The organism is Allomuricauda sp. NFXS6 (assembly GCF_040148835.1).
In the GTDB taxonomy this organism is placed as follows: Bacteria; Bacteroidota; Bacteroidia; order Flavobacteriales; family Flavobacteriaceae; genus Flagellimonas.
In genome coordinates, this window is the sequence record NZ_JAGEMG010000005.1 from 178,996 (window position 1) to 201,588 (window position 22,593).

A 22,593-nucleotide genomic window follows, 5' to 3' on the forward strand; every position below is an offset into this window, starting at 1 on the left:
TCCCTTCTAAAGTTTCTCGATCACATTTTCCAATTTGGCGGTAATATCATTTGCGATTTCAGCCAATATTTCATTGTCGACTGCTTGCATTGAAGCCATTGGATTTACCGCCGCCACTTCTACATTCCCTTTCGATACGTCCTGCACGATTACATTGCAAGGCAACATGGTACCTATCTTATCTTCGGCTTCCAGTGCCTTATGGGCATAGGGCGGATTACAGGCACCGAGGATCTTGTACTTTTTAAAATCAACATCCAGTTTCTTTTTCAGGGTTTCCTTGACATCGATTTCGGTCAAGATGCCAAAACCCTCTTTTTTCAGTTCTTCCGTTACTCTCTCGATTACCTTATCAAAGTCTTCGTTAAGGGTCTTGTTGAAATAATATTCCATCGTTTTAATTTTTAGAGTTAATAGTTCGTTTTTGTTCTTCGTATTCTTCTTTGGATAGTTCGCCTTTGGCGAATCGATTGTCTAGAATTTCCATAGGATTTTCCTTGGTCCTGGAACCTCTGCTATTTCGTCCGTTATACATAAAAAAGGCCAACACCAAAATGACCGGTATCAATACCCACCACCACATCATCATAATTGTAGAATTTCAATAGTTATTTTCTGTTTTCAATCCACCTCGGTATTCAAAGGCTTACGCTCCTTTATTTTTCATTTTTTCTTTCATCTTTTTCATCATCTCTGGATTTTTTTCCATCATTTTCTGCATCATTTCTTCCATCATATCAGGATTCTCATCCATCATATTTTTCATTCTTTCCTTCATCTGTTTTTTCATCATTTCGTTTTTGTGCATTTTTTCCATCAACATCTTACGGCCCTTTTCACTCTCCATCATCTTATCGAGCATTTTGGACTGCATCTTTTCCTTCATTTCAGGATTCTTCTCCATCATCTTCTGCATATGGGCCTGCATTTTTTCTTTCATTTCGGGATTTTTGTCCATCATCATTTTCATATCCCCAGATTCCATCTGCTCCATATGGGCTTTCATCAATAATTTTTTGGCCTCTTCATTCTTTCTTGCCTCACTGATAAAATTGGCAAACTGCACCGGATTTGAGATAATCTCTTGATAGATGGCATTTCTATTTTCATCTACCTGCATGGTCTCGGAGGCATTGAAAGTTGATTTACAGCCAACCATCGTTGCTATTAATCCGATTGTCATTAAAATTCCTTTTGTTTTCATTTTTCTAATTTTTATAGATTCATACATCATTTTTAAAATCTTCTTTTTCATCACTATCATTTCTTTTCAAAAACCATTTTTCTCCGAAAAAAATCAAGACCATTAGTAGGACCGCCACTAGTACGACCAATACATCACTGCTTACCTTTATCCAAAGAAAAGCCCCAAGAACCACTACGTCTAGAATAATAGCAGTAATCAAAACGGCAGGATTGGCCTTAACATCCTTACGAAGATTTTTAAACACTCCCCAATGGATTCCTATATCCATAATCAAATAAAATATAGCACCCAATGAAGCGATTCTCGTAAGATCAAATAGAACCGTTAAGGTTATGGCCAGAATTACTGTATACACCAGCATATGTTTTTGAAGCCTGCCCGGCATACCAAAATGCTCATGGGGAATCAATTCCTTTTCGGTCAGCATTGCTGTCATTCTGGATACTGCAAAAATGCTTGCTATCACACCAGAAATTGTCGATATGATGGCGATACCCACTGTGAACCAAAGCCCATACTTGCCAAAAGCGGGGCGGGAAGCTTCTGCCAATGAATAGTCTTTCGCTGCTATGATTTCGTTTATCGAAAGATTGGAAGAGACCGCAAAAGCGACCAATAAATAGACCACCGTACAGATGAGCAAAGAAATGACAATTGAACGCCCAACATTTTTATTGGGTTTGACTATTTCATCGCCACTATTGGTAATTGTAGTGAAACCTTTGTAAGCCAAAATAGATAGAGCTAATGCTCCCAAATAATTAGTGATTGGATATTCCGTCAGACTTTCGGACGGAACTACTTCGGAGAATGAAAAACCTGCGGCCCATAGACCGCCTATGGCAAAAATGGCTATCCCACCTATTTTTAGAATGGCCATGACCAAAGAGGCCTTTCCGATAACTTTGTTGCCCGAAATATTGATAAGAAAGGCGACAATCAGCAGGAATACCCCCAAAATGGGCACCCAAACACTGTTATCATCTACATCGAACAATTGTAGAGTGTACGAGCCGAAGGTACGTGCAACCAAACTCTCGTTGATGACCATTGACAAGGCCATCAACAACGCTCCGGAAGCTGTCAATGCACTTTTACCATATATCTTCTTGAGATACATGGCGATACCGCCCGCAGAGGGATAGGCATTGGACATCTTAACATACGAATAGGCACTAAAACCCGAGATAATGGCCCCCAGCAAAAACGCATAGGGAAACCACTGACCAGACAATTCTGCTACCTGCCCTAACAGCGCGAAGATACCTGCGCCAATCATTACCCCCGTTCCTAGAGATACGGCACCGGTCAAACTCAGGCTATTTTTTTTGTATTGTCCCATGTGTTAAAATCGCATTGAAAGTCCGCCTCCCCAACCGAAACGGTTGTCGTAACTGCCCATTAAGGAAAAATCTCTGCTCAGGACATATTCCAATCCTACTTGCCAGGTCTGCTCTTGTTCAAAATCGGTTCCCGGTTCAAAATCATTGACCCAGCCAAAATCCATTTGATATTCGTATTCGCCAAAAAGGGCGAGTCTCTGAAAGATCATCGTAGCCGTCGAAAATGAAATCGTCGGCCGTAGTTTATTATCGATGCGTAGATCAGAATCTATCAACAATGGCAAGAAGTACCGGATACCCACTACTCCCGTGGTGCCTATTTCATCCATACTATCTTCCATTTCGTTTTCGACATTTACCCCACCGAAAACACGGAAATAACTGTTCAGCCATCGTTCATAGGTAAATTCGGCTTCCAAGTTCTCGTTCCATCCATATTCCGCTCGCAATATGAACTGGTTTCGGATGTTCGTAGTGGTCAGAAAAAACTCGCCCATGTGGCTGGCACCCGTAACCTCACCCCATGTCCACATATGGTCGGCCTCGGTGGTCAGGTTGGATAAGGGATACCCTTTCAATCGTTCATCCCTTGGGGTGTCATAGCTGAATACCCTTGCCATACCACTGTTGATATGGTACAGTACGTGGCAATGAAAGAACCAGTCGCCATATTCATTGGCATCGAATTCGATGACCACTTTTTGCATCGGGGCCACGTTGACCGTATGTTTTAAGGGCGAATATTCGCCGTGTTCGTTCAGTACCCTGAAAAAGTGTCCGTGTAGGTGCATCGGGTGGTGCATCATGGTCAGGTTGTTCAAAGTAATGCGCACTACTTCGCCTTGTTCAATTTTTATTTTATCGGTTTCTGAAAGCGGAACCCCGTTGATGCTCCATACGTAACGGTTCATGTTTCCCGTAAGGTTGAACAGCATTTCCCTAACAGGTTTGTTGTCTTCGTATACCGTTTTTCCGGGTGCTTTGAGATAGTTGTAGTTAAATTCCGGATTGCCCCCGGTTTTCATGGCATCGCCAATGACCTTGTCGGCGGGCAGCACATAGCCCATTTTCATATCCATTTTATCGTCTTTCATCTCCATTTTGGCATGATCCGTCTTATCCTTTGGCATTTTCATCTTACCCCCTTCATCTTCCATCTTTTGGTCATTCTTCTGCATTTGATCTTCTTTTTGCATATCCATTTTGGAATGGTCCATTTTCATACCGCCCATATCCATCGCATATTTTTTCATCACTTTGATGGAATCGTTTTTGGAGGGATTGAATTTGGCCGCGGGTGCACCCATCTTCATGTCCATCGACATCATGTTTTCCATTAGTTTGATAAGGTCGGGTATAGGTACCGTGGGGGCTTCCAAAACATCGCCCGTCCCTAGATAGGCGGAAGCCTGACCAGATCCGTCCTGAGAAGTGGCACGTATTTCAAGTTTTCCGCTTTGTGGTATGGTCACTATAAAATCATAGGTCTCGGCCACACCGATAAGGGTCTTGTTCTGTTTTACCGGCACTACATCAAGGCCGTCGGCAGAGACCAACATAGGGTCATTACCACCAAATGTCAGCCAGAAATAGGAAGCTGCGGCCGCATTTACGAAGCGCAATCGTACCCGTTCGCCGGGATTGAAATCAGGGTATTCATTAGAAGATTTTCCATTTATAAAAAACAGGTCGTAATAATTGTCCAATATGGCCATATCGGGCATACGCTGCCACATCATTTTTAGTTTCGCACCTACCGCACCTTTTGAGATTACCTTGTCCCAACTTTGAACCTGGTCCTTTTTGATTAGGTACCACTCATTGCCTCGTTTAAGGTTTCTCAGTTGTGTCTTGGGATTTTCATCCATCCAATCCGAAAGTATCAGTACCAAATCTTTGTCATACTCAAGATTTGTTTCTTTGGGATTGATCTGGATGGAGCCATAAACACCACGTTGTTCCTGTAAACCCGTATGGGAATGGTACCAATACGTGCCCGACTGTTTCAGCGCAAATTTGTATTGTTGGGTCTCGCCGGGTTCAATTGGTGGCGTTGTAAGGTAAGGTACGCCGTCGTAGAAGTTGGGCAGTATCAACCCATGCCAGTGTACCGAGGTTTCGACATCCATCGTATTGGTTACGTTGATAATGGCAAACTCGCCCTCGTTGAATTCGAGATTGGGTCCAGGAATACCACCATTGATCGTCATGGCCTTCACATCTTTTCCGGTATAGTTGACCGTTTCGTAACCAATGGTCAAATCATAGACCCGTTCAGGCCAATTATCCACATTTTCTTCGCTTTCATTGGATACTAATTGTGCGGCAATGTTGCACGAAATGAGAAGTACCAACAACACTGTAATTTTTCTGATCATGATTCTCATTTTTGTGGTTTATAATATTTTATTTTATTCAGTCGAGATACCTTACTCCTATCGATACGGACATTAACTCCTTAGATAATTGATAATGGCCGACTGCACAAAGTAGCCCTTGATGGATTCAATTCGATTGATTTGAAACCTAAGCTGAAGCTCTTGAATATCGAGCACATCGTTAAAATCGATGGTTCCGGTCTCGTAGCTTTTGATAAGGATTTCCTCCCCGTCCTTGGCCTGTCCGATATTTTTTGTTTGGGTCCTAAAACGAATCCTGGCAGCCATTCTGTTGTTAATGGCCTCGCTCAAAAGTGTTTCGAGCTTGTTTCTTCGTTCTTGCTTTTGGGCGGTTATTTCCTCTTGCCTTAATTTGTTCTGTTGGGAAATGGATTTGTATTTATTGTTGAATATCGGGATGGACACCGATACCATCGGCATCAAGATGTCCTTTCCGTTATCATCGAAAGACATATCAGGCCTTTCGGCAACGGGTACGTAATCCAATCCGAAACCAAGATTCGGTAAGGCTTCTTTTTGGTTCAAGATTTCAGATTGTTCGACCGACTCGTACAACTTGTCATACTTTAAAAGTTCAGGATGCAGGTCAAGGCTTCCTTCTTCCGTTATCGGGTCTTGTTCGGGTACCGTAAGCCCTTCGTAAACTTCGACTTGTGTTTGTTCGTCCCTATTCAATAGATTGTTGAACAGCGTTTGTTCGGCCAAATACTCCTGTTCCAAAACTTCTTTTTGCTGAAGCAGTTCGTTCTGCCGAATCTGCAAGCGCAACACATCTACTGCGGAGGCATTACCAACTTCTACCGAGGTCAAGGCCAATCGTTCATAGGTTTCCAGCAATTCTATATTTTCGTCCAAAACGCTTTGCTTCGCCCTTATCGAGAATAATCGGTAATAGGACTGAGATACCGACAACGCCAATTTTCTTTTGACGATGACCAGCTCTTCGTATTGGGCATCGGCCAATGAACTTGCATAATTTTCACGGGCGGTAATGGTACCGAACCACGGGATCATCTGTTTTGCCGAGAACCGTGCTTTCTGTGCTCCGGTCCGTGTTTCGGGCTCGCTTACGAAAAGTCCGGCACTTACCTCCGTATTGGGCAAAGTATTGACCTCGTTCACTCTTTCGGAGGCAATATTGTACCGCAGCTCAAAAGCCTGGATTTCCGGATTGTTGAGTTCGGCCTGTTGGATAAGGCTTTCCAGTTCCTGTCCGTTCACAGAAGCGATGGATACTATTCCGATCAATATGTATAGGTATTTCTTCATTTGGACATTCTTTTTAATTGAAACTCGGCCTTCCAACTGTACAACACTGGAACAACAAATAGGGTAATCAAGGCGATAAGCATCCCCCCGAAAGAAGGGATCGCCATCGGAATCATAATATCGCTACCACGGCCGGTGGATGTCAATACCGGAAGCAGTGCCAGAATAGTGGTTGCGGTCGTCATCAAACACGGACGGATACGTTTTTCACCAGCTTCGACAACCGAATCCCTAACGGATACAAGGGAATCGGGCTTGTTTCTATCAAAAGTTTGGGTCAGGTAGGTGGCCATGACCACACCATCATCGGTTGCAATACCAAAGAGCGCAATAAACCCAACCCATACGGCAACACTCAGGTTAATGGTATGCATCTGGAAGAGGTCTCGTAGGTTTTCCCCGAAAAAGTTGAAGTTCAGGAACCAATCCTGACCATAGAACCAAATCATCAGAAAACCTCCGGCAAAGGCAACAGCAATCCCGGTAAACACCATCAATGAGGTACCTACTGAACGGAATTGGAAATAAAGAATCAAGAATATGATGGCCAATGCCAGCGGTACTACGACCGATAGCGTCTTTTCGGCACGTAGTTGGTTTTCATAGGTACCGGTAAACAAATAATTGATGCCCTTGGGAACCACCAATTCTCCATTATCTATTTTTTCTTGTATAAGGGCCTGTGCATTCTCGACCACCTCGACTTCGGCAAAACCGTCCAACTTATCGAACAGTACATAACCCACCAAAAAGGTGTCTTCGCTCTTGATGACCTGTGGTCCCTTTTCATATCGAATGGTAACCAACTCGCTCAAAGGAACCGGGCTTCCCTTGGCAACGGGAACATAAATATTCTCTAAGTCCGCTGGATTCTCTCGCAATTCCCTTGGATACCGTACTCGAACTCCATAACGCTCACGGCCTTCAACAGTTTGGGTAAGCACCATGCCGCCAACCGCTACTTGCAACACGCTTTGCACATCTTCAATGGTAATGCCGTATCGTGCCAAACGCTCCCTGTTGATATCTATAAGCAAATAAGGCTTTCCGACAATTCGATCGGCAAACACGGCTTCATCCTTGACCCCCTCGGCCTCCTTTAAAATGTCCTCCAGCTTGAGGCCAAAGGCTTCTATTTCCTTTAAATCTTGCCCTTTTACCTTGATACCCATGGGCGCACGCATGCCGGTCTGCAACATGACCAAGCGGGTTTCAATAGGTTGCAGTTTGGGCGCGGATGTAACGCCTGGAAGTTTCGTTACACGTACAATCTCGTTCCAAATATCATCGGGGGATTCAATTTCAGGCCGCCAGTTTCTAAAATATTCCCCATCATCGTCGGGAATCAAATCCTTTTGTTTAACAGAGAATGCAGAAACTATGGCAGATTCATCGTAATTTCCTTCATCATCTACAACCATGTTCGGATTGGTCACAAAGGTGCCGTCCCTGAGTTCGAAGAGGCCATCTTCATTGACCTTGAACCGTTGGCGCTCCCTGTTCTCGTTCAACATGTATTCTGGCTTGTACTGGATGACGTTCTCATACATCGACAAGGGCGCCGGATCCAATGCGGATTCGGTTCTACCGGATTTGCCGACTATCGTTGCTATTTCAGGAATACTGGCTACAGCCATATCCAGTTGCTGCAATACCCGTTTGTTCTCTTCGACACCGGCGTGCGGAAGGGAGGTAGGCATCAACAAAAACGAACCTTCGTTCAATGAAGGCATAAACTCCTTGCCCGTATTGCGCATAATCATTACTCCGAATACCACAATGGCGGTGGGTATGGAAAGAAATATCAGCTTATTCCGTAATGCCCAGCGAAGTATCCTTGTATAATAGTTCCGGAATATGGTAAAGAAGCCCAGTAGTCCGAAACATATAAGCGAAACAAAAATCAGGTTCCAAAAAATACTCTTATCAAGACCGAGAGGTCTCCAGTATTCCGCCAAAACAAAAACAATTGCAAAGGCCGAAATAATGATATTGATAAGATTGGCTCGTTCTTCGGAAAGCGAAAATCCAGTGGAAATACGTGATGCCAATTCCGGATTTTTTAGCAAGCCTACGATACCGAAGGCAATCAATATAAATCCTAATAAAAAGCCATAAGCAAGGGCTATAATCCCTAGAAGTATCAATATTCCATTAACGGCGTATCCAGTAGTTTTCTTTATGCTTTTTTTTCTAAATAGAAAGGCCGCAAATGGTGGTATCAAAAATAAGGCTACGATAATGGATGCGGTAAGCGCAAAGGTTTTTGTAAAGGCCAAGGGTCTGAAGAGTTTTCCTTCGGCCCCGATCATCGTAAATACCGGAATAAAACTGATGATGGTGGTCATCACGGCGGTCAATATGGCCCCCGACACCTCTGCGGTGGCATTGTAGACAACGGTATTAATGGGTAGGCCCTCTTCATTTTCGTCCAAATGCCGTATGACGTTTTCCGAGAGTATGACCCCTACATCCACCATGGTTCCAATGGCAATGGCTATACCCGAAAGTGCCACGATGTTTGCATCCACATTGAATAGCTTCATCGCAATAAACACCATAAGCACTGCAACCGGTAACAGTCCCGATATCAGGATGGATGCCCTTAAATTGAAGACCATGATAATGATGACCAAAATGGTAATGAATATTTCCAAGGTCAGGGCCTCGTTGAGGGTTCCGAGCGTTTCTTGAATAAGTTCGGTCCTATCATAAAAAGGAACAATGGTAAGTTGGGATGTTCTGCCATCCTCAAGTACTTTTGAGGGCAGTCCGGCACTTAAATCATTGATTTGGTCTTTGACATTATTGATGACTTCCATGGGATTGGCACCATACCGTGCGACCACTACCCCCCCGACAACTTCTGCTCCTTCCTTATCCAATATGCCGCGCCGTGTGGCCGGTCCGTAGGAAACATTTGCAATGTCCTTTAAGCGAATGGACGTGTAATCCTCAGAGGTAACGACTGCATTCTGTAGATCCTCGATGGACTTCACATACCCAAGCCCGCGAATGAGATATTCGGCCTGGTTGATTTCCAAGGTCTGTGCCCCAATATCACGATTACTTTGTTTTACAGCTTTTACCACCTGCTGTAGCCCAATACCATATTGCTTCATCAGTTCGGGATTCACATCTACCTGATATTCGAGTACATAACCCCCTATAGAGGCCACCTCTGAAACACCGCTTGCCGATGATAGGGCATATTTGACATAAAAATCCTGAATACTTCTAAGCTCCTGTAAATCCCAGCCGCCTGTGACATTTCCTTTCTCATCGCGTCCCTCCAAAGTGTACCAGTAGATTTGTCCAAGTCCTGTGGCATCCGGCCCCAATGCAGGGTTGACCCCGTCGGGCAGTAAACCGCTCGGTAAGGAGTTCAATTTTTCAAGGATTCGACTGCGGCTCCAATAGAACTCGATATCCTCTTCAAATATGATATAGATACTTGAAAATCCGAACATGGAGGAGCTACGGATGGTCCTAACCCCTGGTATTCCCAAGAGTGAGGTTGTCAATGGATAGGTAATTTGATCCTCGATATCTTGTGGGGAACGACCGTCCCATTTGGTAAAAACAATCTGCTGGTTTTCCCCGATGTCAGGTATGGCATCTACGGCAACAGGGTTTCTTGGTAATGAGCCAGTGCTCCACTCGAAAGGGGCGTTTACGGTTCCCCAGCCTACAAAAAGGACTAGGAGCAAAACGGCTACCAATTTATTTTCGATAAGGAATTTGATGCTTTTATTCAGCATGGTATTGATGATTAAGTAATTAGAAGTGCTGGCCGGAAACCAACGAAAACAGGATAAGCCCTAAACTGCTATCAGTCGGGCTGTAAAATGCTATTACTTAAAAATCAAATGAGAAAAATCTGATCTAGGATCTGTATATCCTTGACCAAAAGTGGAGGGGGGTAATCACTAAACGGGACTATGTTTTCAGGTAGTCCTTCGTAAAGATTAAGATAGGTGTAGATGAAGCTGGCAACAAACTGTTGTTGTTCAAAGCTTAATTTTTCAAACGATACTTTTAAGTCGTTCTGGCCATCAACGGTAAGGACTTCATCGCTACAGCAATCGGCTTTGACCAAATTGCACTCTGGTAACTCTGCTGTCTCCTGAACTTCCATGCCGCAAGATTCTGCATGGCCCAAGAAAGAGTAATCAACCAGAACATCACCACAATAGTGTTGTGCAACCGAAAAAGAGAAGGTTGATAACAGCACTAATAGTGCCATTGTAAACGATGTTATTTTATGGAAAACACTTTTCATCCGTTCTGCAAAACTACAAAAATTTTAACACTCTTTTTTTGTTTAACAAAATTTTGGAAATCTAATCCCTTGATTTTTCTTTCAAGTCACGTATGAACAAAATCAATTATCGGCGATATGATAAATATCATTTATTTGTTTAAGCCTTTAGTTTACATTTGGTATTAAGGCTATATGTATCACCGAATATATATTTGATTTTCAGATAATTAAGTGAGATTATCAAAAAAATCGATTATTTTTGGGGGTAAACAAAATTTTGTAATTTTAGAATGTGAAGCAGTTTTTTAGCAAAATATTATCCATCTTTTTGACGTTGGCGGTACTCTTTTCGACTACCTCGTTTACGGCGGATATGCATTTTTGCTGTGAAAAACTGGTAGATATTGCCGTGTTCGGTAAAGCAACGCCCTGTGATCAAAAAATCCAAAAGACGGAAAACACTTCAAAAAAATGTTCAATTGGAGTTGGAGACTGTTGTAGTGATGATTCATTTATACAGCAAGGTAATGATAATCTCCAAAAGGTTTCCTTTGAGATTGATTCTCAAAATTTTGTCTTCTTAAAGGCCTTTGTCCACACTTATATAAACCTTTTTGAAGGACTTGAGGAAAATGTAGTTCCCTTCAAAAACTATAAACCTCCGTTGATTCAGAAGGATTTACTAGTTCTTCACGAGACTTTCTTAATTTGATTTATATTTAAGCGGATTGTTTATGCAATAGTCCGCTCTTCGCATTGGCCATACCTCTTAAGTGGCCCCTTTTTGTCGTACCCCATGCCCACGACAGAACATTCAGATTGATTGCCAAACAGGGTTTTACCTGTTGAGATTTATTGTAAACCATAATACGTGCACCATGGATTCCATAAGGGAATATTGGATAAAGAATATGGTTTGTAGGCGTTGCCTAAAGGTCATAAAGCAAGAATTGTATGATTTGGGCATTACCATACTATCCCTTGAACTTGGGAAACTTACGGTAAAGGCTCCAGAAATAGCTATTGTCGAAGCAGACCAAAAAGTGGTGGGCGTCCTCCATTCCAACGGTTTTGAAATAGCCAAAAGCGAAGAGGAGATGATAGTCGAGAAAATCAAGATCGCCTTGATTTCATTGGTCGCAGATATCCCTATCAACATTCGGGGAAAAACCTCGGACTATCTGGCTAACATAGTACATCGAGAGTACAAGGTACTGAGCAAGATTTTTTCAAAAAATGAAAATATCACTATTGAAAAATACTTCATAAAGCTGAAGATAGAAAAGGTAAAAGAGCTCATTCAGTTGCGGCAACATACCTTTTCTGATATCGCTTATTTGCTCGATTACAGCAGTGTCAACCACTTATCCAGGCAGTTTAAGGAAATCATGGGCATGAGCATGACCGACTATAAAAATGATCAAGCCTGGGAACGAAATTTCTTTGACGAAATTATATAAATAATAAAGAGAATTATGCAGACAAAGGCTTTTGGCAATACATAGATTTAACCTTGGAGATTACCAGAAAAACAAGCAAATGTTTAGAATTAAAAAAAGAATTGAAAATGCTACTAAAACAAGACAATTAGAGATAAATACAAAACGAATAACCGAAATAATATTAATTAAAAATCAAATATGATGAGAACGGCAGCAATTATTTTACTGGCAATTGGCTTAGTAAGTCTATCCGGTTGCAACCAGAAAACAAATCCTAACGCAATGCTCGAAAATTCGAAAACGAGAACGGAACTCTTTGAGGCAATTGCCAGTAACCACAGTTACATGACTGAATTCATGGACAACATGCAAGGCAACGACCATGCCATGCAGATGATGCAGGGCAATCAAAAGATGATGGGTACTATGATACAGGGCCAGGGAATACAGATGATGATGAAAGATAGTATGATGATGAAAAACATGATGCAATCCATGATGCAAGATGGAAAAATGATAGGCAATATGATGCAAATGATGCACGAAAAGGGCATGATGAGCGAAGATTGTATGGAGTCTTGTAAGAAGATGATGGGCGACAAGGGAATGGATATGAAAGGAATGGGCATGATGGACGGTTCAAATAAAATGGAACCATCTGAGCAAGACCATTCTGAACACCATTAAGGATTAACTTTTAAATTTTCGATTATGAAAAATCATTGGATATGGATGATACTAGGTTGCGGACTTCCGCTTCTTTTCATCTTTTTTGCACCAGCATTCGGCATTAAAGGCAACCTCACACTGTTTACGTTCATAGTAATCATGTTCGCGGTGCATCTCTTGATGCCTATGAGACATGGTGGCCATACCCATGGGCTAACGGAGGATAACCTTAAAAGAAAAAAGGAAGAAAAGGAAAAGCACGACCAAAAACAGCATCAACACTGAAATCCGCAAAAAAAATGAAAAGAAAATATCAAATAGACGGAATCAGTTGTGGCGGTTGCATAACAAAGGTCAAAAAAGTATTGGAGTCTCATGAAGACATTGAGGAGGCAAAGATTTTTTTAAGTCCGAAAGGAGTCGCCAAGATCAGTATGAAATCGAACCTTTCGGTCGATGATCTGCAGAAACAGTTGAATCGACTTGAAGGTTATACAATTTCAGAATTGAATTAATTACTAACATTTAAAACTTTTAGCTATGCACTATTTCGAAGGACATTGGGGCGGCATGCACATTATATGGTGGATTATCTGGCTCGTACTACTGGTGTGGATTTTCTTTATCCCGTATGACGTACCCTACCAAAAATCGAGCAATGAAGATCCCATGCAAATTCTAAAAAAACGATTTGCAAAAGGAGAAATTACCAAGGAAGAATATGAAGATTCAAAAAAAACCTTGGAAACGGACAAATAACTAAAAACAGAAATCATGAACCGTATAAACATTAAAAAATTCGGATTTGCATTCGGTCTCACTGCCGCCATCCTCTACATTGGCTGTATGGTCGTCATGTTTACGGCCGGCAGGGAAGGTACCATAGATTTTTTCAACAGCCTGCTCCATGGGCTTGACACAACCAGTATTATTCGCATGGATGTTCCTTTTTGGGAAGCTATAATTGGGATGATCCAAACATTCATTATCGGATGGCTGACAGGAGCGCTGATCGCAGCTTTTTACAATGCACAGCTAAAACGATAAATGCAGTACGTCTGGTTCATATGGTCCCTTATTATTCTAGCCCTCTGGGGCGTGGTCTATCTAATGAAGAAAGATTCTCGAAGAGAAATGCTGAAGATGAGTTGGATAACCATGCCCTTTGGGCTTACCGAACCCCTTTTTGTTCCCCAATATTGGCATCCGCCATCGCTTTTCGATTTGGCAATAAAGACAGGGTTCGATATTGAAAGCCTAATCTTCTCTTTTGCCATAGGGGGCATAGGCACGGTAATCTACAATCTTATTTTTAAGCGAAAGTATGTTGAAATACCGCATACCGAACGGAAACATGAAAGGCACCGGTTGCACCTATATATCCTTTTCGTACCGGCAGTAGTGTTTTTGGTATTGGCCCTGTTCACGCCTTTGAATCATATCTACTGTGGAATATTGGCCATGTTTTTGGGTGGAATGGCCACGCTATACTGCCGTCCGGATTTAAAGACCAAAATCTGGATAAGTGGATTTCTGTTCACGGCATTGTACTTTGTTTATTTTGGAAGTATACTCCCGTTCTATCCCAACTATGTAGAACTTTTCTGGAATCTGGAAAACCTTAGTGATATTCTAGTGGCCGGCATTCCAATTGAAGAGCTTTTGTTCGCTTTTACTTTCGGAATGTACTGGTCAGGGCTATACGAGCATTTGTATTGGAAAAAATTGATGAAACCCTTGGCCATAAGTTGATTTGGCAATATGGGAATTAACATAATTAATCATGAACAAATAAATCTACAAAGATGAAAATACTATTGGCAATAGATGGTTCTGACTTTAGTAAAGTCGCCATAGATGAACTTGCGACGCTGCCGTTCCCTGCGGGTACCGAAGTATGTATTTTGAATGTGTTCGAAAATCCCATGTTGGCCGCTCCTGGTGCCCTACCCTTGGGCGGCACGCTTGGAAATTATTATGAAGAAACCGTCTCCAGTGCGAAAAAATCGGCAGAAGATCTTGTTAATGAAGCTTCAAAATCATTAAGGGACAAGAATGACGTATTGTCGATAACAACAGCCGTGGTAGAGGGGCTTCCCAAAAGTGCAATTTTAGAAAAGACCGAAGCCTTTGATACCGATTTGATCATAGTCGGGTCGCAGGGCCATGGCGCATTCTCTAGATTTTTGCTCGGCTCGGTTTCCCAGTCCTTGGCAACACATGCCGACTGTTCCGTCATGATAGTCCGAAAACGCGGTTCAAAAGAGAAAAACAACTATTGAAAAGTTAACAGGCAAGAACCAAATGTTAGACGATAGCAAAAACAATACACGCAAAGTGACGGATGCAATCTGCTTGCCGCATTCCAGGTTCCCAAGAATAGTCATTGTAGGTGGTGGCTTTGCGGGTCTGGCATTGGTGGAAGGGTTGAAAAATAAAGATGTTCAGGTGGTACTTATTGACCGCCATAACTTTCATCAGTTTCAGCCCTTATTTTATCAGGTAGCCACCAGTGGGCTTGAACCCGATAGCATTGTATTCCCTTTTAGAAAACAATTCAAGGGATATAAGAATGTGAGCTTCAGGCTGGCCGAGGTAAAGGAAATTCAAAACTCCATCAATACCGTCATAACGGACAAAGGAAAACTTACCTATGATTATCTGGTCTTGGCAACGGGAACAAAGACCAACTTCTTCGGTATGGAAGAAGTGGAAAGAAATAGTTTGGGGATGAAGGATATCCGGGATTCTCTAAATATCCGCCACATGATGCTGCAAAATTTGGAACAGGCCGCGATCACGTGCGATGATGAGGAACGCGATGCCCTCACGAATTTTGTGATCGTGGGTGGCGGTCCCGCCGGAGTAGAAATGGCAGGTGCTTTGGCGGAGTTTTGCAAGTACATCCTTCCTAAAGACTATCCCGAGTATCCTTCCTCCATCATGAACATCTATTTGGTGGAAGCTATGGACGAAGTGCTCTCTGCCATGTCGGACAAAGCTTCTTCAAAAACGCTGACCTATTTAGAGAATCTGAACGTTAAGGTGATGTTGAAAGAATCCGTTAGTAACTATGATGGCAGGGTGGTCAAAACCAAAAGCGGCAAGACCATTTTAGCCAAGAACTTGATTTGGACAGCAGGGGTAACTGGAGATTTTCCAAAAGGATTCGATGAGACGTCTATTGTCAAGGGCAATCGTCTTAAAACGGACCACCACCTAAAAGTTTATGGAATGGACAATGTCTTTGCCATTGGGGATATCGCCGGGGTAATCACAGATGAGACCCCGAAAGGGTATCCCCAAGTAGCCCAAACCGCCATACAACAAGGCAGACATTTGGCCAAAGTACTGCTCAACACCTTGCTTTCAAAGCCTTCAAAACCCTTTACATATAAAGATAAAGGTTCATTGGCCACTGTCGGCAAGAGAAAAGCGGTCGCTGATTTGGGGAAGTTTCATTTCGGTGGCTATGCCGCTTGGCTTTTATGGTCTGTTGTTCACTTGGTCTCCATCAGTGGGTTTAGGAACAAACTATTGGTGGGCTTCAATTGGGCCATCAGCTATTTTACTTACGAAAAAAGTAATAGGGTAATCATAAGAAGTTTCAAAAGAACAAAGAAAGTTGATGCGCAATACACATCAACCCAAGAATAAATATTGAATCACTAAAAACAATTGAAAATGAAAAATATTGCAGTAGTAGGATACGGGGTCATCGGCAAAAGAGTTGCCGATGCCATAAAGGTACAGGATGACATGAAACTAGTCGGGGTTTGCGACATTATCAGCGATTGGCGCATACAGAACGCTGTAAGAAAGGATTATGATATCTATGCGACAACCACCGAAGCGGAAAAACAAATGAAGGCTTCGGGCATTTCGGTAATGGGCAATATGCAGGACTTATTGGATAAAGTGGAACTTGTGGTGGATTGCACCCCAAAAATGATTGCGGCGAAAAACGTGGAAACCTATAAAACACACAATATCAAATTCATTCTGCACGGTGGGGAAAAGCACGAGACAACAGGCCACTCCTTTAGTGCTGAAAACAATTATAACACGGCGTTGAATATCAATGCAACCCGAGTGGTTTCCTGTAATACCACATCAATCCTGAGAACATTGACCGCTTTAAAAAGGGCCGATTTACTGGATTATGCACGTGGCACACTTTTAAGAAGGGCGACCGACCCTTGGGAAAGTCATTTAGGAGGGATTATGAACACCATGGTACCGGAAAAAGAAATCCCGAGCCACCAAGGTCCCGACGCACAGAGCGTGGATCCTGATTTGGATGTCATTACTTCAGCGGTCAAAGTTCCCCAAACCTTGAGCCATATGCATTACTGGAACGTGAAACTAAAGAAAGAAACATCAAAGGAAGAGGTGTTGAACGCCCTCAAAACCTCAAGTAGAATCAAGTTTATTCACTATGATCAAGGCTTGGTCTCCAACAACACCATCAAGGAAATGTTTTTGGATATGGGCAGGCCTTGGGGCGACATGTACGAGGTAGCCCTATGGGAAGATATGCTAAAAGTGGTGGGCGATGAACTCTTTTATGCCTACGTGGTGGACAATCAAGCGATTGTAATTCCCGAGACCATCGACGCCATTCGGGCACTTACCGGAATCGAGATGGATGGTAATAAATCCATCGCTAAGACCAATAAAAGTCTAGGTATTAATCAATAGTTAAAACAATGAACTCTCACGAAAAAATAATAGAGCAGTTGGGGGACAAAGCGTCCTTCTATTTAGATCATGTTAGCGAAAAGATTACCAAGGATGAACTGCAATTGCCCGATAAAAATTTTGTCTCTAAAGTTTTTGTCAACAGCAATCGTAATCCACAAACGCTTCGAAGTCTTGCCCAATTATACGGGCATGGCAACCTGAAGGATACAGGGTATTTAAGCATACTTCCCGTAGATCAGGGAATCGAACATAGTGCCGCTTTTTCCTTCTATAAAAACCCCGATTATTTTGACCCTGAGAATATTATAAAACTTGCCATTGGCGCAGGTTGTAACGGGGTGGCCTCGACTTTTGGTGTATTAGGTCTGTACGCTCGGAAATACGCGCATAAAATACCGTTCATCGTGAAGATAAACCACAATGAACTACTGTCATATCCCAATGCCTACGACCAAACCTTGTTCGGAAAGGTCAAGGACGCTTGGGATATGGGCGCAGTTGCTATTGGGGCGACCATATATTTTGGATCTAAGGAAAGTAATCGACAGATAGTGGAGATTGCGGAAGCCTTCGCCGAGGCCCATAATCTGGGCATGGCCACGATTTTGTGGTGTTACACCCGTAACGATGCTTTCAAAACGGATAAAGAGGACTATCACACCGCTGCAGATTTAACGGGACAAGCCAACCACCTTGGGGTAACAATACAGGGGGATATCATCAAACAAAAATTACCCACTACAAATTACGGTTTTAAAGACCTTCAATTTGGGAAATATGACGATGCCATGTATGAAACCCTGACCACCGAACACCCCATCGATTTGTGTCGTTTACAGGTTGCCAATTGCTATATGGGCAAAGTAGGACTGATCAGTTCCGGTGGGGGTTCCAGAGGAGCATCCGATTTGACCGAGGCCATTACAACCGCAATCATAAACAAACGGGCAGGAGGCTCGGGTCTGATACTTGGAAGAAAAGCTTTTCAACGACCCATTAAGGAAGGGGTAGAATTATTGCATGCAGTCCAAAGTGTTTATTTGGAGGAGAAAATAACGATAGCCTAAGTGATAAAATACCATGTTCGAAACTGAAATAAAATCTTTAAAATCACTCAACCATTACTTGCAGAGACTGGTAGAGAGCAGGCTATGGCTAAAAGTGATTATCGCTTTGTTTTTGGGTGTAGGTTTCGGGTTGTTATTAAGTCCTCAAAACGGTTGGGTCAGTAAGGCGACTGCCGATATGTTGGGAAATTGGTTGGCCCTACCGGGAATGCTCTTCCTTAAATTGGTGCAGATGATAATGATTCCCTTGATTGTGGCTTCCATCATTACGGGCATAGCCAGTAACGACAAGGAAAATCTAAAAAAGTTGGGGGGTGGTGTGCTCTTATATTTTATATCAACAACAATTATATCAGTAACCATAGGAACGTTGCTAGCCGCACTGTTCAGACCTGGAAAGTATCTGCACCAACAGGCGGAAATGGATCATGCAAATGCATTGGCCGATACTGCCGAAAGTTCGGAACTATCCTTTGGAATAAATGATATTCCGAATGCCATAACGGATCTACTGCCCGAAAACCCATTGGCCTCCATGGTAAGTGGCGAAATGTTGAGCATTGTCATTTTTACCATTATAATAGGGGTAGCCGTTCTGTCGTTACCCAATGATTTGCTCAAACCAGTAAAATTACTTTTGAGTGCCGTACAGGAAATCTGTATGACCGTAGTAAAATGGGCCATGTTGTTGGTGCCGGTGGCAGTATTCGGATTGATGGCCCAGCTTACATCCAGTGTCGGGTTAAGCTCCCTTTCAGGATTGGGTTTTTATGTGCTCGTTGTACTGTTGGGCCTATTTATGTTGATTGTTATCTACCTCTTATTGGTAAGCACACTTGGCCGGACTAATCCTCTTAAATTTTTGAGAAAGATTACGGATGTCCAACTTTTAGCATTCTCGACTACAAGTTCTGCCGCGGTCATGCCCTTATCGCTGAAAACAGCAGAGGAAGAACTGAAAGTAGATAGCTCTATCAGTAATTTCATAATTCCGATCGGGGCTACTGTAAATATGGATGGGACGGCCCTCTATCAGACCATAACCACTTTATTCATAGCACAGGCTTACGGATTAGAAATGGACCTTTTAAATATTATTGTCGTCGTCGTTACGATAGTTGCGGCCTCAATCGGAACCCCGGCCATACCTGGAGGTGGCGTTGTCATACTGGCTTCGGTACTATCGGGGGCCGGAATACCTTCTGAGGGAATTATCATAATAATCGGGGTGGAGCGCTTGCTCGGCATGTTCCGAACTGCAGTGAATGTTACCGGAGACTTAACGGCTTGTATGGTTTTCAATCGGTTTTACGGAAAAATACCCGATCTGATTACCGCTAATCTTAAAACCACTAAATCATGAACACGAATATGAAACATATTGGGGTATTTACCTCGGGAGGGGATTCCCCAGGCATGAATGCAGCTTTATTTGCCATTGCAAAAACTGCCGAAGTGAACAGCATAAAATTAAGTGGTTTTCGTAAAGGTTATGAAGGCCTAATCGATGGGGATTTAGTCGAATTGGATACCCAGGAACTTCAAAAATTAGTGCATCGGGGCGGTACTTTTCTTAAGACCGCACGAAGCGCAAGATTCCTAACTAAAGAGGGAAGACAGCAGGCCCTGGAGAACCTTCGGAAAAATAACATCGATGCACTTATCGCCGTGGGCGGGGATGGTACTTTTAAAGGGCTGCTCGCCTTTTCGGAGATTTGCGAACTACCATTTATCGGTATTCCAGGTACCATAGACAATGACATGGCCGGAACCGACTTCACCTTGGGCTTTGATTCCGCAGTGAATACGGCAATCGAAAACATTGATAAGATCAGGGACACAGCAGAATCACATAACCGAATATTTCTAATTGAGGTAATGGGAAGGGACTGCGGATATATAGCAATGCATTCTGGGTTGGGCGTAGGTGCCGATGCCATTTTAGTGCCGGAAAGTGGACAAGATTTTGTCCGTTTGCTCGAAAAGGCAAGTGTTTATGATAGCGAAGAAGCCTTCATAGCCGTTGTTGCCGAAGGCGATGAACTTGGTGCCGAAATAGCGGCATCAAAGATTAAAGAATTAAATCCGAAGCTAGACCTCCGTATCACAAAACTGGGGCATGTGCAACGCGGTGGAAACCCTTCCGCTGCCGATCGTATGTTGGGGATAAGACTTGGGGCAGCTTCGGTAAAGGCCCTTTTACAAGAAAAAAAGAGCGTTATGGTCGGTATTCTCAACAACGAACTTAGCCTCACGCCTTTTGACCAAGTGGTAAAACAACACCAGGTACAAGACGAGTTGTACGAACTCGTAAAGATTTTTGGTAAATAAAATTAAAACGCAAATGAAAACAACGGTATTCAGCACCCATAAGTTTGAAGAATCCTATTTAACATCCGCCAATGACGGCAAACATGAATTGAGGCTACTAGAGGAACGATTATCCGAGCATACCGTTCCCTTGGCAAAAGGCTCGGAGGCCATCAGTCTATTTACAGGGGATGATGCATCCGCCAACGTACTGGAAAAATTAGGTGCGTTCGGAGTCAAATACATAGCTCTTCGTTCGGCAGGCTACAATCATGTGGATATGGAAAAGGCGGATGAAATGAACATCAAGGTGGCTCGTGTTCCCGCATATTCGCCTTACGCCATCGCAGAACACACGGTCGCACTCATATTGGCTTTGAACAGAAAACTAATTAGGGCCAATAATAGAGTGCGTGAACAAAACTTTTCCTTAAACGGACTCACTGGTTTTGACTTGAACGGCAAAACGGTTGGGGTATTGGGCACCGGAAAGATTGGCGCAGTCTTGGTCAAAATCCTTCATGGGTTTGGCTGTAAAATTCTAGCCTATGATGTCAACAAGGATGAAGACCTAGTAGAAAAATTTGGTGCCCGCTATACCGATTGTAGAACATTATGTGCCGAATCGGATATTATCAGTCTTCACGTGCCTTTGGCTACCGACACGAAACATTTAATAGATGCCGAGCAAATTGGGGTCATGAAAAAAGGTGTTATGCTCATCAATACGAGCAGGGGCGGTCTGGTAGATACCAAAGCGGTCATCGATGGACTAAAAACCGGAAAGGTCGGGTTCTTTGGTATGGATGTCTATGAAGAAGAGGAAGGACTGTTTTTCGAAGACCATTCTGACGAGATTTTACAGGACGATGTAATCGCTCGTTTGATGACCTTCAATAATGTTCTGATAACGAGCCATCAGGCCTTCTTGACCGATACGGCACTGACGAATATTGCCGAAACCACCATACATAATCTGGATTGTTTTGAAAAACAAATCGACTCGGGAAACGAAGTAGCCAGCAAATAAAACGACAAGCTTCCATAGGAAGTACTTAAATCTATATAAACCTAAAAACAATAGCACTATGAAAAATATACTCGTACCCACGGATTTCTCAGAAAACTGCAACAAAGCCGCCGATTTGGGCATTGAAATGGCCAAACTTTATAATGCGGAAATTCATTTTTTCCATTTGTTAAAGACTCCTGTCGATTGGGTCAAATTGGATAAGCAAAAGGAAAAACGGTATCCAGAAACCCTCAAAAAAATTGGAAAAGCGAAAGCCTCGTTACGTGAACTGGAAAAAAAGGCCGAAAAAGAACATCTAAAATGCCAAACCTTTTTACAATTTCATGTAGATCAAGACAACATTCTGAAACATTCGGGTCATTATGACCATGATTTCATCGTTACAGGAAGCAGTGGCACCAAAGGCATAGTTCGTGAACTTCTTGGTAGCAACGTAGAGCGTTTGGTAAGAAAATCCGATGTGCCGGTCGTTGTGGTAAAAGAAGATGATGTAAGGTTTCCTTTCAAGGATATCGTTTTCGTTTCAGATTTTATGGAAGATGTGGGCAGTGCTTTTAGGGCAGTACTCTCCATCGCAGAAAAATGTAATGCGAAAATTCATCTATTACGCATCAACACGGCATCGGACCATAATAGTATCGCCCTTGGCCTAGATCCCATACGAAAGTTTTTGGAGGGTTTTCCAGAACTCAAGAATTTCTCCATGAACGTGTATAACGAAAACCAAGTTGAAACGGGCATCAATACATATTTGAAACACAACAAAGCGGACCTGATCGCCATGTGTACACATGGGAATACAGGATTTTTAAGTTTGTTCTCAAAAAGCATTACAGAAGGGGTCGCCAACCATTCTTCGCTACCAGTGATGACCATTAAAATATAG

At 42.8% G+C, this 22,593-nt stretch carries 24 protein-coding genes; 16 read left to right on the plus strand and 8 right to left on the minus strand.

Going from position 1 to position 22,593, the window contains the following annotated elements:
* Positions 1-6 precede the first annotated feature (6 nt).
* The 8 genes from J4E06_RS09475 to J4E06_RS09510 all read right to left on the minus strand — a co-directional run bounded on the left by J4E06_RS09475 (position 7) and on the right by J4E06_RS09510 (position 10,500).
* Positions 7-393, minus strand: a complete 387-nt coding sequence (locus J4E06_RS09475) for a DUF302 domain-containing protein (RefSeq protein WP_067033756.1) — start codon at positions 391-393, stop codon at positions 7-9.
* 4 nt (positions 394-397) lie between these two features.
* Positions 398-589, minus strand: a complete 192-nt coding sequence (locus tag J4E06_RS09480) for an SHOCT domain-containing protein (protein WP_067033759.1) — start codon at positions 587-589, stop codon at positions 398-400.
* Positions 590-646: 57 nt separating this feature from the next.
* Positions 647-1,204 carry a DUF4175 domain-containing protein gene (locus tag J4E06_RS09485; RefSeq protein WP_232520874.1) on the minus strand — a complete coding sequence of 186 codons (558 nt, stop codon included), beginning with the start codon at positions 1,202-1,204 and terminating at the stop codon, positions 647-649.
* 19 nt (positions 1,205-1,223) lie between these two features.
* Positions 1,224-2,549 (minus strand): APC family permease, encoded by a 1,326-nt coding sequence (locus tag J4E06_RS09490; RefSeq protein ID WP_067033762.1) that lies wholly within the window; start codon positions 2,547-2,549, stop codon positions 1,224-1,226.
* Between the two features lie 3 nt (positions 2,550-2,552).
* Positions 2,553-4,928 carry a multicopper oxidase domain-containing protein gene (locus J4E06_RS09495; protein ID WP_067033765.1) on the minus strand — a complete coding sequence of 792 codons (2,376 nt, stop codon included), beginning with the start codon at positions 4,926-4,928 and terminating at the stop codon, positions 2,553-2,555.
* Positions 4,929-5,000: 72 nt separating this feature from the next.
* Complete coding sequence (locus J4E06_RS09500) at positions 5,001-6,218, minus strand: TolC family protein (RefSeq protein ID WP_067033769.1); 1,218 nt, start codon at positions 6,216-6,218, stop codon at positions 5,001-5,003.
* On the minus strand, positions 6,215-9,979 hold the full coding sequence (locus J4E06_RS09505; RefSeq protein ID WP_067033771.1) for an efflux RND transporter permease subunit: 3,765 nt from the start codon (positions 9,977-9,979) through the stop codon (positions 6,215-6,217). The genes J4E06_RS09500 and J4E06_RS09505 overlap by 4 nt, the downstream gene beginning before the upstream one ends.
* A gap of 104 nt (positions 9,980-10,083) precedes the next feature.
* On the minus strand, positions 10,084-10,500 hold the full coding sequence (locus J4E06_RS09510) for an HYC_CC_PP family protein (protein WP_067033774.1): 417 nt from the start codon (positions 10,498-10,500) through the stop codon (positions 10,084-10,086).
* Between the two features lie 274 nt (positions 10,501-10,774).
* On the opposite strand from J4E06_RS09510, the gene J4E06_RS18415 reads away from it, so the two are divergent.
* The 16 genes from J4E06_RS18415 (at position 10,775) to J4E06_RS09585 (ending at position 22,593) form a co-directional block, all read left to right on the plus strand.
* On the plus strand, positions 10,775-11,194 hold the full coding sequence (locus tag J4E06_RS18415; protein ID WP_067030421.1) for an HYC_CC_PP family protein: 420 nt from the start codon (positions 10,775-10,777) through the stop codon (positions 11,192-11,194).
* A 166-nt stretch (positions 11,195-11,360) separates the two neighbouring features.
* Positions 11,361-11,942, plus strand: coding sequence for a helix-turn-helix domain-containing protein (locus J4E06_RS09515; protein ID WP_067030424.1), 582 nt, complete (start codon positions 11,361-11,363; stop codon positions 11,940-11,942).
* Between the two features lie 264 nt (positions 11,943-12,206).
* Positions 12,207-12,611 carry a hypothetical protein gene (locus J4E06_RS09520; RefSeq protein WP_309474604.1) on the plus strand — a complete coding sequence of 135 codons (405 nt, stop codon included), beginning with the start codon at positions 12,207-12,209 and terminating at the stop codon, positions 12,609-12,611.
* Positions 12,612-12,635: 24 nt separating this feature from the next.
* A complete protein-coding gene (locus J4E06_RS09525) occupies positions 12,636-12,878 on the plus strand; it encodes a hypothetical protein (RefSeq protein ID WP_067035924.1) in 243 nt (80 codons plus the stop codon).
* A 14-nt stretch (positions 12,879-12,892) separates the two neighbouring features.
* Positions 12,893-13,108 carry a heavy-metal-associated domain-containing protein gene (locus J4E06_RS09530; protein WP_067035921.1) on the plus strand — a complete coding sequence of 72 codons (216 nt, stop codon included), beginning with the start codon at positions 12,893-12,895 and terminating at the stop codon, positions 13,106-13,108.
* A gap of 25 nt (positions 13,109-13,133) precedes the next feature.
* A complete protein-coding gene (locus J4E06_RS09535) occupies positions 13,134-13,352 on the plus strand; it encodes an SHOCT domain-containing protein (RefSeq protein WP_067035918.1) in 219 nt (72 codons plus the stop codon).
* Positions 13,353-13,367: 15 nt separating this feature from the next.
* Positions 13,368-13,640: a DUF5676 family membrane protein gene (locus tag J4E06_RS09540; protein WP_067035915.1), complete on the plus strand. Its 273-nt coding sequence runs from the start codon at positions 13,368-13,370 to the stop codon at positions 13,638-13,640.
* The gene (locus tag J4E06_RS09545) at positions 13,641-14,345 is read left to right on the plus strand and encodes a lycopene cyclase domain-containing protein (protein WP_067035912.1); all 705 of its coding nucleotides are present in this window, start codon (positions 13,641-13,643) and stop codon (positions 14,343-14,345) included.
* Positions 14,346-14,398: 53 nt separating this feature from the next.
* Positions 14,399-14,875, plus strand: coding sequence for a universal stress protein (locus J4E06_RS09550; protein ID WP_067035909.1), 477 nt, complete (start codon positions 14,399-14,401; stop codon positions 14,873-14,875).
* A gap of 22 nt (positions 14,876-14,897) precedes the next feature.
* Positions 14,898-16,250, plus strand: coding sequence for an NAD(P)/FAD-dependent oxidoreductase (locus J4E06_RS09555; RefSeq protein WP_067035907.1), 1,353 nt, complete (start codon positions 14,898-14,900; stop codon positions 16,248-16,250).
* 27 nt (positions 16,251-16,277) lie between these two features.
* Complete coding sequence (locus tag J4E06_RS09560; protein WP_067035904.1) at positions 16,278-17,294, plus strand: type II glyceraldehyde-3-phosphate dehydrogenase; 1,017 nt, start codon at positions 16,278-16,280, stop codon at positions 17,292-17,294.
* Between the two features lie 8 nt (positions 17,295-17,302).
* Positions 17,303-18,364 (plus strand): class I fructose-bisphosphate aldolase, encoded by a 1,062-nt coding sequence (locus J4E06_RS09565; protein WP_067035901.1) that lies wholly within the window; start codon positions 17,303-17,305, stop codon positions 18,362-18,364.
* Positions 18,365-18,377: 13 nt separating this feature from the next.
* Positions 18,378-19,727, plus strand: a complete 1,350-nt coding sequence (locus J4E06_RS09570; RefSeq protein ID WP_067035898.1) for a dicarboxylate/amino acid:cation symporter — start codon at positions 18,378-18,380, stop codon at positions 19,725-19,727.
* Positions 19,724-20,695 (plus strand): ATP-dependent 6-phosphofructokinase, encoded by a 972-nt coding sequence (locus J4E06_RS09575; RefSeq protein WP_067035894.1) that lies wholly within the window; start codon positions 19,724-19,726, stop codon positions 20,693-20,695. The genes J4E06_RS09570 and J4E06_RS09575 overlap by 4 nt, the downstream gene beginning before the upstream one ends.
* Positions 20,696-20,708: 13 nt before the next feature.
* Complete coding sequence (locus tag J4E06_RS09580; RefSeq protein WP_067035891.1) at positions 20,709-21,704, plus strand: 2-hydroxyacid dehydrogenase; 996 nt, start codon at positions 20,709-20,711, stop codon at positions 21,702-21,704.
* Positions 21,705-21,762: 58 nt separating this feature from the next.
* Positions 21,763-22,593, plus strand: coding sequence for a universal stress protein (locus tag J4E06_RS09585; RefSeq protein WP_067035888.1), 831 nt, complete (start codon positions 21,763-21,765; stop codon positions 22,591-22,593).